The following is a 13,934-nucleotide window of genomic DNA, read 5'->3' as shown; positions in this document are numbered from 1 at the left end:
TATCATGAACACCACCCCCCATATTCTGGTCACAGATCATGGCTTTACCCCAGAGGCTGCGCGGCCCGCAGAGATGGTCGAATTAAGCGATCCCGCCGGGTTTGACGCGGCCCTACAGACACCGCAACGCCATAGCGCGATCTGCATTCCCTTTGGCAGCTTTTCCGATGGCCGTGGCTTTACATGGGCCAAACGCCTGCGCATGGCGGGGTTTTCGGGGCGCTTGCGCGCTGCGGGTCATGTCATTGCGGATCAATACGCCATGGCGCGGCGCGCAGGGTTTGACGAGGTGGAAATCAGCCCTGATCTGGCCCGCAGGCAACCGCAAGAGGCATGGGTGTTTCGGGCCGATTGGCGCGCGCATGATTACCAAAATCGCCTACGAGGCGAATAGCGCCTTTCCCTGACATAAATCAAAGTTTACAACTGTGGGCATATGCTAGGGCTGTGCCCATTCCGAACCATAGGCCAAAGTGACGTGACAGACGCAACATCGACCCTCCCCAAAGCCACCCCCACCATGCCCGATGCGCAGCGCGTGACCTTTGTGAAACATTGGACGGATCGGCTGTTTTCCTTCCGCGTAACGCGGCCAGCAAGCCTGCGCTTTCGGTCTGGCGAATTTGTTATGATCGGATTGATGGGCGATAACGGCAAGCCACTTTTGCGCGCCTATTCCATTGCTTCCCCCTCCTGGGATGAAGAATTGGAATTCTATTCCATCAAGGTGCAAGACGGCCCCCTGACCTCAAAGCTACAACATATCCAAGTGAGTGATGAAATCATCCTGCGCCCCAAACCTGTGGGGACATTGGTCCATGACGCGCTGTTGCCTGGAAAGCGGATTTGGTTCTTTGCTACGGGCACGGGCTTTGCCCCTTTCGCAAGCCTCCTGCGCGAGCCGCAAACCTATGAAGATTATGACGAGGTCATCATCACCCATACCTGCCGCGAAGTGGCCGAGTTGGATTATGGCCGCACCCTGATCGAAGAGATCAGACAAGATGAGCTGTTGCGCGAATTGATCGGTGACGGGTTCGCGGATAAAATCCGATACTACCCCACCACCACCCGCGAACCGAGCCCCAAGATGGGCCGCATCACCGATTTGATGCGGGCAGGCACTGTGTTCGAGGATTTGGGTGTTCCGCCCCTCAGCCCCGAATGCGACCGCGCCATGGTCTGTGGCAACCTCGCCTTCAATCTTGAGATCAAAGATATGCTTGAGGGCTATGGTTTGGTCGAAGGGGCCAATTCCAACCCACAGCATTACGTTGTAGAAAAGGCCTTTCTTGACTGATTGCAGCAGCCAAGAACGTGCCCCCTTGAAAGCCCTTTGGTGGGCCTGTAGGTTAATGCATCATAACTGCAAAACGACAGAAGGACAAAACCCATAGCCCGCAGACCCCACAACGCGCCGCCCAGCCGTGACACTGGCCCGCGCGTCAACGACCGTATCCGCTGCCCCGAAGTTCGCCTGATTGGCGCAGAGGGCGAGAATATTGGGGTGGTCACCCCAGAACGCGCAATAGAATTGGCAGATGAGGCAGGATTGGATTTGGTGGAAATCTCCCCAAATGCTGAACCGCCCGTTTGTAAAATCATGGATTTCGGCAAGTTCAAATATGAACAGCAGAAACGTGAAGCCGAAGCCCGCAAAAAGCAAAAGGTGATCGAGGTCAAAGAGGTCAAAATGCGGCCTGGCACCGATGATCACGATTTCGACCGCAAGGTGCGCGATGCCATCAAATTCCTTGAGAATGGGGATAAGGTGAAGGTGACGCTGCGCTTCCGTGGCCGCGAAATGGCGCACCAACAATTGGGCCGTGAATTGCTGGAACGTGTAGCCGAAAAGATTGAAGGCGTGGGTAAGATCGAGAATATGCCCAAGCTGGAAGGTCGCCAAATGGTAATGATGATCGGCCCCGCAAAATAATTTGGATGGGGTCATGGGCCTCAGGCCCATGGCACGAAGTAAGCCCCGCTTTCGCGGGGCTTACTTTTTTGGATTGTGCTGACCTCAGGCTGCCGCGACAGCCCGCGCGGTCATCACTTTGACCAAATGCGCGCGATAGGCGCCTGTGCCGTGCAGATCAGAGATCATCCCATCCGCCGAAGGGGCCGCCACGCCATCAAGCGCAGCTGCGGTGAAATCCTTGGACAGTGCCGCTTCGGCCTCCGTCCAACGGAACACGCCCTCGCCTGACGCGCCCGTGACCGCCACGCGCACACCATCTGCGAATTTCGCAACAAACACCCCGACAAGCGCAAAGCGCGAGGCGGGCTGCACGAATTTTTGATAATTCGCTTTTTGCGGCACGGGGAATTTCACCTCGGTGATGATCTCGCCTTCTTCAAGGGCCGTGGTGAACATGCCTTGAAAGAAATCATCCGCAGCGATTTCGCGGCTGTTGGTTTTCACAACGGCCCCTGAGCCCAGCACCGCAGACGGGTAGCAGGCAGACGGGTCGTTATTGGCAAGGCTGCCGCCAATTGTGCCACGGTTGCGCACGGCAGGATCCCCGATATGGCCTGCAAGATCAGACAGCGCAGGATAAGATTTGGCCACCTCGCGTGCGACCTCTGCATGGGTTGTTGCCGCGCCGATGCAAATCTGGCTTGCATCATTGGTGCAAATGCCCTTCATCTCTTGAATGCCTGTGAGGCTGACCAAGGTTTCAGGCATGGCAAGCCGCGCTTTCATCGTGGGGATGAGGGTCTGCCCGCCACTGAGCGCCTGACCGCCTGCGCCAATGGCCGCAACCGCGTCTTTGATGCTGCTTGGGCGGGTAAAGTCGAAATTATACATATCCCGTTTCCTCTGGTTCCAAGGGGCATGGCCCCTCTTTGACGTTTATGGTGCGCGGGTCAGAGCACCGACCCGCGCCTGTTTTCTTTAGCCTTGCATCGCTTGCCAAACGCGGTGCGGCGACAGGGGCATATCAATATGCGTCACGGCATGACCGCCGCGGTTCAACGCATCGACAACCGCATTCACCACCGCTGGGGGCGAGCCGATGGCCCCCGCCTCTCCGCAGCCTTTCACGCCCAACGGGTTATGGGTGCAAGGGGTCTGGCATGAGTGATCAACTTTTAAAAACGGCAAATCATCGGCACGCGGCATCGTATAATCCATGTACGAAGCGGTTAAAAGTTGTCCCTCTTGATTGTAAACCGTTTGCTCAGTTAAGGCCTGCCCAATGCCTTGAGCTACGCCACCATGTACCTGCCCATCGACGATCATCGGATTTATCACATTTCCAAAATCATCAGCGCAGGTAAAAGAGCATATCGTAACTTTTCCAGTATCCGGATCGACTTCAACCTCACATAAATATGCTCCCGCCGGATAAGTGAAGTTATTGGGGTCATAGAACGCCGTCTCTTCCAATCCCGGTTCAAGCGTTTCTAACGGGTAGTTGTGAGGCACATACGCAGAAAAAGCCACTTCTCCAAACGACTTACTCTTGTCTGTGCCCTTTACAGTGAAATTGCCGTTCTCGAAGTTGATGTCAATTTCGTCAGCTTCCAACATGTGGGCGGCTATTTTTTTGCCTTTCTCAATAATTTTATCCACCGCGCGATCCATCGCAGAACCACAAACGGCCAGCGAACGCGATCCGTAGGAGCCCATCCCGAACGGGATTTTCGAGGTATCGCCATGGACTATTTCAACAGCATCTTCAGCAACGCCTAATTTGCTAGCAACCAATTGGGCAAAAGCTGTCTCATGCCCCTGGCCATGGCTGTGTGCGCCAGTCATTACCTGAATAGTGCCAGTCGCGCTTACTCTTACTGTTGCGGCATCGTAAAGACCAACTCTAGCACCAAGTTGCCCCACTAAATTAGACGGCGCAATTCCGCAGGCCTCGATCCAAGTTGAGAGACCCAGACCCCGCAATTTCCCGTTGGACTTGCTCTTTTTAGCCCTATTTTCAAAATTTTTAAGGTCTGCTAACTCTATCGCCTTATCCAAGGTATTTTGATAATTTCCGATATCGTAGATTAATCCGACTGGTGAGGTGTAAGGGAATTGATCAGGTGTGAGTAGATTTTTCTTACGTACCTCAATCGGATCTAAATTAAGTTCTCTGGACAGTTTGTCTATTGCTCGCTCCAAACTGTAGGTAGCTTCAGGTCGACCAGCTCCGCGGTAGGCATCTACAGGCGCCGTATTAGTAAAGACGGCCTTCAAGTTCACGTAAACGTGTGGAACTTTGTAAGGGCCAGCCATCAAGGTGCCATGCAAAAAGGTCGGCGTCACTGTCGAGAAATTCGACAGGTACGCACCAACGTTGGCAAGCGTGCTAGTCCTGATGGCTAATATCTCTCCATCCATCGTGGACCCCACCTCGATGGTAGTCAGATGATCACGCCCATGAGCATCAGATAAAAAGCTTTCCGAGCGATCAGCAGTCCACCGAACAGGGCGCCCAAGCTTTCTTGCCGCTGCTAAGACTAGCGCTTCCTCACCGTAGTGATAAATTTTAGATCCAAAACCACCGCCAACGTCTGGTGCAACTACCGTTAACTTGTGCTCAGGGATACCCAGTACAAATGCACAAATTAAAAGTCTGGTCAGGTGTGGGTTTTGACTGGTTGTGGTAAGTTTGTATTCTCCGGTCCCGGGATCATATTCTCCAATCGATGATCGAGGCTCCATAGCATTTGGCACCAGACGATTATTAACTAATTGCAAAGTTGTTACGTGGGGAGAAGATGCTAGGGCTTTATCAACAACTTCACGATTGTCTTCTATCCACCCCCAGTCAAAGCAAAGGTTGTCATCTATCTCATCATGAACGCGATTTTCAGAGTCACTGATAGCCCCAGCCATATCGATGATGGCAGGTAGCTCTTCAATCACAGCGCTTTCTGCAAGCCTTTCTGCCGCATCCTTAGCTTGCTGCAAAGTTTCTGCGACAACAGCAGCATAAGCATCACCTACATGTCGGACTTTTCCATGCGCCAAGACTGGTCTTTTAGGCTCTCGCATTGGAGTGCCATCACGAGAATTTATCAGCCAACCGGCGGGGTTGCCTCCGACATCGGAAAAATCTTCGCCAGTAAACACTGCGCGCACACCTGACATTTCAGAGATAGCTTTAGTGTCTATCTTTTTAATTTTTCCGTGAGCTACTTCCGAACGGACCATAACCGCATAAAGCTGCCCCTGCAGCGCAACATCATCTGTATATTTTCCGCGACCAGTCAGAAATCTAAAATCTTCTCGCCGCTTCGACGCGGCCCCGATACCACTGTCTTTTGGCATAATCATTCCTCCCCTAGGTTTGTCGCGCCCACCCAACTGCGAGGCACGCCTTTTTGCTTTAATCACATTCCTTCGGGCCTTCTCCTCCCAAAGGAGTGGCCTTTATTCTGCAGCCATCGCAGCGACATCTTGGCCCGAGGCTGCAAGGATCGCCTTGACGATGTTATGGTAGCCCGTGCAGCGACAGATATTGCCTTCAAGATAGGCGCGCACTTCGCCTTCGGTGGGCTTAGGGTTTTCTTTCAGCAAAGCGGCTGCAGTCATCACCATACCAGGTGTACAGAACCCGCATTGCAGGCCATGATGCTCTTTAAAGGCTGCTTGGATCACCGAGAGCGAGCCATCAGGATTGGCCATGCCTTCGATTGTAGTAACCTCTGCGCCCGCGACATCCATAGCCAGAACTGAGCATGATTTCATCGATTTGCCGTCCACATGAACGGTACAAGCCCCACACTGGCTGGTATCACAGCCCACGTGGGTGCCTGTCAGACCAAGTTTTTCGCGCAGCACCTCAACAAGAAGTGTGCGGCCTTCGACCTCGACTGACATTTCCTTTCCATTTACTGATAGTTTGACCGTCGTCATTCGATCCTCCCTAGAACGATTGCTGTAATCCAAACATGGATTTTGCCAATGGCAAAACAAAAAAAGTGCATTCGCGCCAATTTGCTCCTCAAACCCGCGTGAAGGGCCTATCGTTCGCGTCCATCACGGGGCTGTGGACGGGTGGGAATTTCCTTTAACAAGCCACCGACCCCCATCGCGCCAATTTCTTCGGCGCTCGGCGGATGGCCACATATGACCCGCTCCAACACCCAATCTGCCCCATTCAAGGCGGGACTGCGCGCGCAACCGGGCAAGCCTATGACAGGGATTTCTGCCAATGCGGCCAAAACCAAAAGATTGCCTGGATCAACAGGCATTCCAAACCGCGTCACCTGCCCCCCCGCGCCTCGCAACGCAGCAGGCATCACATCGTCGATGTCAGATGTGGCAGAGGCGGTAAGGATTAAGATCAGGCTTGTCTTTGCCTGCGCAATCTCAACCTCAAGCGCGGCTCTGTCATGCGGGCAGATGCGGGTGTCTTTGAGTTCAACGTGCAACGCAGCGAGACGCGCCTCAACCGCGGCGATAGATTTTGCCTCAAGCGCGGCCGCCTTTTGCCCCTCATGGCTGGTGAGGATCAGGGTAGCCGAAGAAATCTGCGGCGCGATATGGGCCAATGCCCCACCACGGGCCGCATCTTCCGCGGCTAGGAGCGCGGCCTCTGGCACGGCATAGGGAATGATCTTGATTGTGGCGACCATCATCCCCTTTGAAACCCGCTGCCATGGCGGCAGGGTTGCCACTGTGATGCGGGGATCAATCGCATTCACCGCCGCGATTTTTGTGGCATCCACCGACACAATGCCCGCGCCGCGACTGCGCAGATTGACCCGCCCTGTAAAGGCGGCTTCAATCTCAAGGCCTGCATCGGCCCCGCATAATGCATGCGCCAATCGCGCGGCGGCGGTGTTTTCATCGATATCGCCCGCCTCCATCGCGGCAACTGTCACCTCGGCCACCCCCGCGGCCCGCAGCGCGGCGATATGATCTACCCCAAGGCGCGTGCCCTTCCGGATCACCCCCCCTTCAACGGACACGGAATGGGCCAAGATCGCGCCCATCCCTTCGGCTATAGGACGCGGCCCAAACTTCATGATGTGCGCAACCTTTCAGTGATTTGCGCCATGATCGAAATTGCAATCTCTGCGGGGCCCATCGCCCCAATATTCAGACCAACAGGGGCATGGATGCGCGCAATAGCCTCGGCGCCAAAGCCTGCCTCGGTCAGGCGATCCACCCGTTTTGCATGGGTGCGCGTTGAGCCCAAACAGCCCAGATAAAACACATCGGCCCGCAGCGCGGCCATGATTGCGGGATCATCAAGCTTGGGATCATGGGTCAAGGTCACAACGGCCGTGCGAGTATCAAGCCCGATTTCATCCAAGGCCTCATCGGGCCAAGCATCGAGCAGTCGCACCGCCTCAAATCGGGCGGTCGAGCCAAAGGCGGGGCGCGGATCAACCAGCGTCACATCATACCCTGCCATTTGCGCCATTGGGATCAGGCTTTGCGCGATATGCACCGCCCCCACAACGACCATGCGCAACGGCGGGTTGTGGATTGCGATATAGCGCGAGCCCTCGGCATCAAGGCCCGACTTATCCTTGGCAAAGGCCTCGCTCAGATCGGGTGCTTCTGCGCGTTCCACGACCTGCGGCGGGGCTTCGCCCGTGACATCGCTGATCAAGGCCACCGCATGGCGGGCCGCACGGGCCGCAACGAGATCGCGCAAGACGGCCTCGGGCAAGGCCCCGCCAATGGGCTGAAGCAGAATTTTGATCCGCCCCCCACAGGCCAAGCCCACGGCAAAGGCTGCATCATCAGAAACCCCAAATTCCAACAGCTTGGGCGCGGCGGCGTGGGTGGCAAGCATATCCTGCGCCTCAAGAACCACAGCCCCTTCGACACAGCCCCCCGATACGGAGCCTTGCATCTCGCCATCGCCTGCAACCACCAATTGGCTGCCCACACGGCGCGGCGCGCTGCCCCATGTCTCCACCACAGAGGCCAAGACCGCACCGCGACCCGCGCGATGCCATTCAAGCGCCAATTCGGGCATATTTTCCATAATGACCCCTCCTTTTCAACCTCAGCTTGCCGCATCGGATAGCATCCGCGCAAGCCGTGCTTTTTCGTTGAAATCCCCGCGCGCATTCAGCGCCTCGGCCAAGCCCTGCAATGCCGCGATATTGTGCCCCGCGCGGAACATATCAACATGGGGCAAAATGGCACGAATGCCTGCGGCCTTTGGCGCAAACCCCTCCCAACGCAAAAGCGGGTTAATCCAAATCAGCCGCTTAGACGACAGGCTAAGACGCTGCATCGCGCTCGATAACAGTTCGGGATCATCCCGATCCAGACCATCTGTGATCAAAAGCACAATCGCGCCTTGCCCCATGACACGGCGCGACCAATCGCGGTTAAAGCGGTCGATGCAATACCCGATGCGCGTGCCGCCTTCCCAATCTTGTGCCTCCGCCCCCGCAGCGGCCAGTGCCGCATCCACATCGCGCCCGCGCAAGTGGCGGGTGATATTGGTGAGCCGCGTTCCAAAGGTGAACCCATAGACCTTTGACCACCCCGCCCCTTTCGCGTTTGAGAGCGCGTGCAGAAAATGCAAAACCGCACGGCTATAGGCTGACATCGACCCAGAGATATCGCAAAGACAAATCAAGGCAGGCATCCTTTCGCGCCGCGCCTTGCGCGCAAAGCCGTGCATTTCGCCACCATAGCGCATGGCTTGGCGCAGGCTTCTGCGCCAATCGGGCTTGGTGCCATTGGCATCAGCCGCGTAGCGGCGGGTCAGCAGCGGTGGCACGGGCAGGCTCAACCGCGCCAAAATACGCCGCGCCTCAGCCATTTCAGCCACGGACATTTGTTCAAAATCAAGGCTGCGCAAGCGTTCTTCACGGCTCATCGTCAGGCTTGCGTCAATTTTGATTTCCGTGTCCTGCGGGCGATCTTCGCCTTTTATATCGGGGGCCTCAGGCGTGATCCCGTCTAGCAGACTTTCTGCCGCGCGCTTTTCGGCGGGTTTGGCTTGGCGTTCCTCCGCCACGCCGCGAATAGCGGGCAGCATCAAGGACATCATATGCTCCATATAACGCGGGTCTCGCCAATAGAGGCGGAAGATCTGCGCAAAAATTGGCAAATGTTCGGGCCGCGTGCAAAAACAGGCACGCGTTGCATAGAAAAACGTATCCCGATCCGTAAAACCGACACTGGCCAAGGCGCGCGCCGCATCCATCACACGCCCTGACCCCGCAGGCAGCCCTGCCACGCGCAAGGCGCGCGCAAAATGCGCAAGGTTGCGCAAAAGCTGCGGATTGTCGGGCAGGTCAAGAGGGGCGTATTCCATAGCGCCCTAGCCCAAATCGGCGCGGATTTCGTCCAAGATACGCTTGGCCTCAGACCCTTGCAGCCGCGCGATATCGTCTTGATATTTCAAAATCGCGCCAAGCGTATCTGCAATCACCTCAGGCGATAATTCGATCACATCAAGCGCAAGCAGACATTTCGCCCAATCAATTGTTTCTGCGACACCTGGCTTTTTGAATAGATCTTCGCTGCGTAGGCGCTGCACAAAGGCCACGACCTCGCGCGAGAGTGTATCTGCCGCCTGTGGCACACGGGCGCGCAAAATCGCCATCTCGCGGGTGATGTCGGGATAGTCGACCCAATGATAGAGGCACCGCCGTTTTAGTGCATCATGCACCTCGCGGGTGCGGTTTGATGTCAAGATGACGATGGGCGGCTCTGGGGCTTTGATCTGGCCAAGCTCGGGGATTGTTACCTGAAAATCTGACAGCGCCTCAAGGAGGAACGCCTCAAAAGGTTCATCTGTTCGGTCAATCTCGTCAATCAGCAAAACAGGCGCGCCTTCGGGATCAGGGCGCATGGCTTGCAACAATGGCCGTTCGATCAAATAATCTTGCGAGAACAAGTCAGCGGTCAAGCTTGCGCGATCTGCACTACCCGCTGCCTCGCTTGCGCGGATGGCAACCATCTGTGCGGCAAAATTCCATTCATAGACGGCAGAGGCCGCATCAAGCCCCTCATAGCATTGCAGACGGATCAGGCGGCGACCCAACATTGCGGCAATAGATTTGGCAATTTCTGTTTTCCCTGTACCTGCCTCGCCTTCTAGAAACAACGGCCGCCCGAGGCTGAGGGCAAGATAGGCAACCGTGCCTAACGATTTGCCGCAGATATAACCTTCAGCGCTTAACCCTGTGCGCAATGCATCAATTGATGGGGGAATTGCCGTTTGGTGTGATGACCCGCGCATGCTGCCTCCCGCAATGTGTCGCCCCTATCAACGCCAGAGAATAGCCTGCGGTCAAGCCTGTGCAAAATCCTTTTGTTTCGCCCTGCTCGGCTGCTAGGATCTCATAAGGTTACCGACACAAAAGAAGCAGCAGCTAGAGCAGCAGGATGTACCCCCACCGATAGCGCGCTTAGCTCTTGGCAAGGCTGCGGGAATTTTGTAGCGCAAGGGGCATGACATACACCCTGACCCTTCGCCGCCCTGATGATTGGCATTTGCACCTGCGCGATGGTGCGATGTTGCCCGCCGTATTGCCCGAAACCGCGCGCCATTTTGGTCGCGCAATCATCATGCCAAACCTTGTGCCACCCGTGGTCACGGGGGACGACGCCCGCGCCTATCGCGACCGCATTTTGGCGGCCCTGCCCGATGGCATGACCTTCACGCCATTGATGACATTGTACCTAACCGAAGGCACAGATCCCAACGATCTGGCCTCTGCGCATGCGGCGGGGCTGATCACGGCGGTGAAGCTTTACCCTGCAGGGGCCACCACAAATTCCGCTTCAGGCGTGCGCGACATCGGCAATGTGCGCGCCGTTTTGGAAAGGATGGCAGAGATTGGCCTACCTTTGTGCATCCATGGCGAGGTCACGCGCCATAATGTCGATATTTTCGACCGCGAAAAAGTGTTCCTAGATACGGTTCTTGATCCGCTGCGTCGTGATATTCCTGAACTTAAAGTGACGCTTGAACATGTCACCACAAGCGATGGGATTGACTATGTACGCGATGCGAGCGGCGATATTGCGGCCACCATCACAACGCATCACCTTATGATTAATCGCAATCATATCTTGGTGGGCGGGATCAAGCCGCATTACTACTGCCTGCCCGTGGCCAAACGCGCTACCCATCAAGAAGCGCTTCGCAAAGCCGCAATTTCGGGAAATCCGCGGTTCTTCCTTGGCACAGACAGCGCACCCCATACCGACCCCAATAAAGAAAGCGCCTGTGGCTGTGCGGGATGTTTCACCGCAACCAATACCATGGCCTGCCTCGCCCATGTGTTCGAGGAAGAAGGCGCGCTTGATAAACTTGAGGGCTTCGCCTCGCTATTTGGCCCAGCGCGCTATGGTCTGGCCCCGAATGACACGACGATCACCTTGGTCAAGGAAGACACCCCTGTGACCTATCCCGCGAAAATCGAGACAGAAGATGGGCCTGTCACTGTCTTTGACCCAGGCCATCCGCTGTTTTGGCGGGTTCTCGACCAATAAAGGAGCCATGCCATGATCCCAACAAGCTATCCCGATCAGGCGCAGATTGCGAAAATGTCAGCACGGATGTTGCTGGATATTGGCGCGGTGCATTTCAACGCGGACGAGCCCTATACCCATGCCTCAGGCAAACGTGCGCCCACTTATATTGACTGTCGGCGGATTATTTCCTTCCCGCGCGTGCGCGCCACATTGATGGATTTTCTGACCTGCACAGTCATGCGCAATGCGGGGCTTGAGGCCTTTAACAATATCGCAGGCGGCGAGACGGCAGGCATTCCTTTTGCCGCCTTCGTGGCCGAGCGTATGGCCCTCCCCATGAGCTATGTGCGCAAAAAGCCCAAAGGGTATGGCAAAAACGCCCGTATCGAGGGGGCAATGGATGCGGGTGACCGCGTGCTATTGGTGGAAGATTTGACCACGGATGGTGGCTCGAAGCTGAGCTTTGTCGATGCAATCCGCGAGACAGGCGCAAGCTGTGCTCACACGGCGGTTGTGTTCTATTACGGCATTTTCGAGGACACGATCCCGCGGTTGCGGGAGCACGGGGTTGAATTGCATTGGCTATGCACTTGGGCCGATGTGATTGCCGAGGCACGCGCAGGCAATGACTTTGACGCGAACACGCTTGAGCAGGTCGAACATTTCCTGCGTGACCCCGAAGGGTGGCGCGCCGCGCGGGGATTCGCCTAAGCCCCGAGGCAAAGGCCCAAAAACGGCCCAGAATTAACGCGGCCTCATTTGCCCGATCCATCAAGCAAAGCAGAGGCCCGAAAAAAATTCCTGCCGCCTTGCCCTATGTGGTAGGGTTTACAAAGGGGGCACCCATATCTTGGGGATATTATCGGGGATCAACATATCCACAGGATATCCAGATTGACGCTGCGGCATACGCAGCATACCGCAGGTAGGGTGTGATATGTTGGGGGAGTAATCATGAGCGAGATCGCCAATCTCAATGCCAAAGCATTGCGCAAATCAGGCGATGGTGACCCCGACACGGACGCAAGCGCCCTCTCCCCTCTGCCGCATAACATCGAAGCCGAACAGCAATTATTGGGCGCGATTTTGGCGTCAAATGACGTCATTGATCGCCTGCAAGACCTGATTGAACCTGCGCATTTCTATGACCCCGTGCATGGCGCGATTTTCGAGGTTGCGCGGGCGCGCATTCTAAAGGGGCAGCAAACAGACGCGACGACCCTCAAAAACTTTATGGCCGAACACGAAGGTCTGCGCGCTCTTGGAGGGGCCGAATACCTGTTGAAATTGCAGCTTTCGGCCATCGCCACATCGGCCGCGCGCGATTACGCCCAGCTGATCCATGATCTGGCTGTGCGCCGCAATCTGATAGATTTGGGCAAGTCCATTTCGGATCGCGCGCAATCGATGCGCGAAGATGTGTCGCCCGATGAGCAGATCGTGCAGGCCGAGTCCGATTTGTTCCAACTCGCCTCAACGGGCAGCACATCCCGCGGGTTTCAATCATTCTTGCGCGCGCTGCATGATGCGGTGGAAATGGCCAATGCGGCCTATAATCGGTCGGGCGGTTTGGCGGGCCTTTCCACGGGCTTGGCTGATCTGGATAAGATGTTGGGCGGTTTGCACCATTCTGACCTTTTGATCCTTGCGGGGCGCCCCTCGATGGGGAAAACCTCGCTTGCCACCAATATCGCCTTTAACGTGGCGCGTGCCTTTAAGCGGGGTCTTAAGGATGATGGCACAGAGGGCACAATTGATGGCGGTGTGGTGGGTTTTTTCAGCCTCGAGATGTCTGCTGCGCAATTGGCGCAACGGGTTCTGTCAGAGGCGGCCGAGGTGCCATCGGAACTGATCCGCAAAGGCGATTTGAACGAGCAAGAATTCCAACGCTATCTGATCGCAGCGCAGGATTTGCAGAATTGCCCCTTGTATATTGACGACACCCCCGCGCTGCCGATTGCTCAGGTCGCCGCCCGCGCGCGCCGCCTCAAGCGCAGCCCGCAGGGGTTGGATTTGTTGATCATCGACTATTTGCAATTGTTACGGGGCAATGGCCGCAACGAAAACCGCGTGAACGAAATTTCGGAAATCACCCAAGGGCTCAAGGCGATTGCGAAGGAATTGGATATTCCTGTGATAGCGCTGTCGCAGCTGTCCCGCCAGGTCGAAAACCGCGATGATAAACGCCCCCAATTGTCAGACCTTCGGGAATCGGGATCAATCGAGCAAGATGCCGATGTGGTCATGTTCGTCTATCGCGGCGAATATTACAAAGAGCGCGAAAAACCAGGCGAAGAAAATCTTGAGGCCATGGCAAAATGGCAGCAGGACATGGACGCGCTTCATGGCAAGGCCGAGGTGATCATCGGCAAGCAGCGTCACGGGCCTGTTGGCACGGTTGAGCTAAGCTTTGAGGGGCGCTTCACCAAATTTGGCAATCTCGTCAAACCATGGCAGCAAGGCGCGGACGGGTACAACTAAGGCGCGCATTCGTGCCATGATCTGTTGGAATTTCGGGCAAAAC

General features: G+C 56.0%; 13 protein-coding genes. 6 read left to right on the top strand and 7 right to left on the bottom strand.

The genetic code is table 11. The features are described 5' to 3' along the window. The first annotated feature begins 4 nt into the window (after positions 1-4). From AAC632_RS08255 to infC, 3 genes are all read left to right on the top strand, one after another. The gene (locus AAC632_RS08255) at positions 5-394 is read left to right on the top strand and encodes a DUF934 domain-containing protein (RefSeq protein WP_340296981.1); all 390 of its coding nucleotides are present in this window, start codon (positions 5-7) and stop codon (positions 392-394) included. A gap of 126 nt (positions 395-520) precedes the next feature. Continuing rightward, positions 521-1,300, top strand: a complete 780-nt coding sequence (locus AAC632_RS08250) for a ferredoxin--NADP reductase (protein WP_340298741.1) — start codon at positions 521-523, stop codon at positions 1,298-1,300. Between the two features lie 66 nt (positions 1,301-1,366). Next, positions 1,367-1,936, top strand: coding sequence for a translation initiation factor IF-3 (gene infC, locus AAC632_RS08245; protein WP_445322689.1), 570 nt, complete (start codon positions 1,367-1,369; stop codon positions 1,934-1,936). Between the two features lie 84 nt (positions 1,937-2,020). Here the strand turns inward: infC and AAC632_RS08240 are convergent, their stop codons facing one another. From AAC632_RS08240 to AAC632_RS08210, 7 genes are all read right to left on the bottom strand, one after another. Further along, positions 2,021-2,809 carry an FAD binding domain-containing protein gene (locus AAC632_RS08240; protein WP_340296982.1) on the bottom strand — a complete coding sequence of 263 codons (789 nt, stop codon included), beginning with the start codon at positions 2,807-2,809 and terminating at the stop codon, positions 2,021-2,023. Between the two features lie 87 nt (positions 2,810-2,896). Continuing rightward, positions 2,897-5,272 carry a xanthine dehydrogenase family protein molybdopterin-binding subunit gene (locus AAC632_RS08235; protein ID WP_340296984.1) on the bottom strand — a complete coding sequence of 792 codons (2,376 nt, stop codon included), beginning with the start codon at positions 5,270-5,272 and terminating at the stop codon, positions 2,897-2,899. Positions 5,273-5,374: 102 nt separating this feature from the next. Next, positions 5,375-5,860 carry a (2Fe-2S)-binding protein gene (locus AAC632_RS08230; protein WP_340296986.1) on the bottom strand — a complete coding sequence of 162 codons (486 nt, stop codon included), beginning with the start codon at positions 5,858-5,860 and terminating at the stop codon, positions 5,375-5,377. A gap of 107 nt (positions 5,861-5,967) precedes the next feature. After that, positions 5,968-6,975 (bottom strand): molybdopterin-binding protein, encoded by a 1,008-nt coding sequence (locus AAC632_RS08225; RefSeq protein ID WP_340296988.1) that lies wholly within the window; start codon positions 6,973-6,975, stop codon positions 5,968-5,970. Further along, positions 6,972-7,949 (bottom strand): XdhC family protein, encoded by a 978-nt coding sequence (locus AAC632_RS08220; protein WP_340296990.1) that lies wholly within the window; start codon positions 7,947-7,949, stop codon positions 6,972-6,974. Before AAC632_RS08220 ends, AAC632_RS08225 begins: the two co-directional genes overlap by 4 nt. A 21-nt stretch (positions 7,950-7,970) precedes the next feature. Continuing rightward, a complete protein-coding gene (locus AAC632_RS08215; protein WP_340296992.1) occupies positions 7,971-9,239 on the bottom strand; it encodes a vWA domain-containing protein in 1,269 nt (422 codons plus the stop codon). Positions 9,240-9,245: 6 nt separating this feature from the next. Then, positions 9,246-10,169, bottom strand: a complete 924-nt coding sequence (locus AAC632_RS08210; protein ID WP_340260909.1) for an AAA family ATPase — start codon at positions 10,167-10,169, stop codon at positions 9,246-9,248. A 212-nt stretch (positions 10,170-10,381) separates the two neighbouring features. Here AAC632_RS08210 and pyrC point away from each other — a divergent pair, with 212 nt between their 5' ends. The 3 genes from pyrC (at position 10,382) to AAC632_RS08195 (ending at position 13,891) form a co-directional block, all read left to right on the top strand. Next, on the top strand, positions 10,382-11,428 hold the full coding sequence (pyrC, locus tag AAC632_RS08205; protein WP_340296993.1) for a dihydroorotase: 1,047 nt from the start codon (positions 10,382-10,384) through the stop codon (positions 11,426-11,428). Between the two features lie 12 nt (positions 11,429-11,440). After that, positions 11,441-12,121, top strand: coding sequence for an orotate phosphoribosyltransferase (locus AAC632_RS08200; protein ID WP_340260911.1), 681 nt, complete (start codon positions 11,441-11,443; stop codon positions 12,119-12,121). Positions 12,122-12,364: 243 nt separating this feature from the next. Then, positions 12,365-13,891, top strand: coding sequence for a replicative DNA helicase (locus tag AAC632_RS08195; protein ID WP_340296995.1), 1,527 nt, complete (start codon positions 12,365-12,367; stop codon positions 13,889-13,891). Positions 13,892-13,934 lie beyond the last annotated feature (43 nt).

This window comes from Roseobacter sp. HKCC-CH-9351 (genome assembly GCF_037830295.1).
Classification (GTDB): domain Bacteria; phylum Pseudomonadota; class Alphaproteobacteria; order Rhodobacterales; family Rhodobacteraceae; genus M30B80.
Note: the sequence above shows the minus strand (reverse complement) of the source record. Positions and strands in the feature narration are given on the sequence as shown.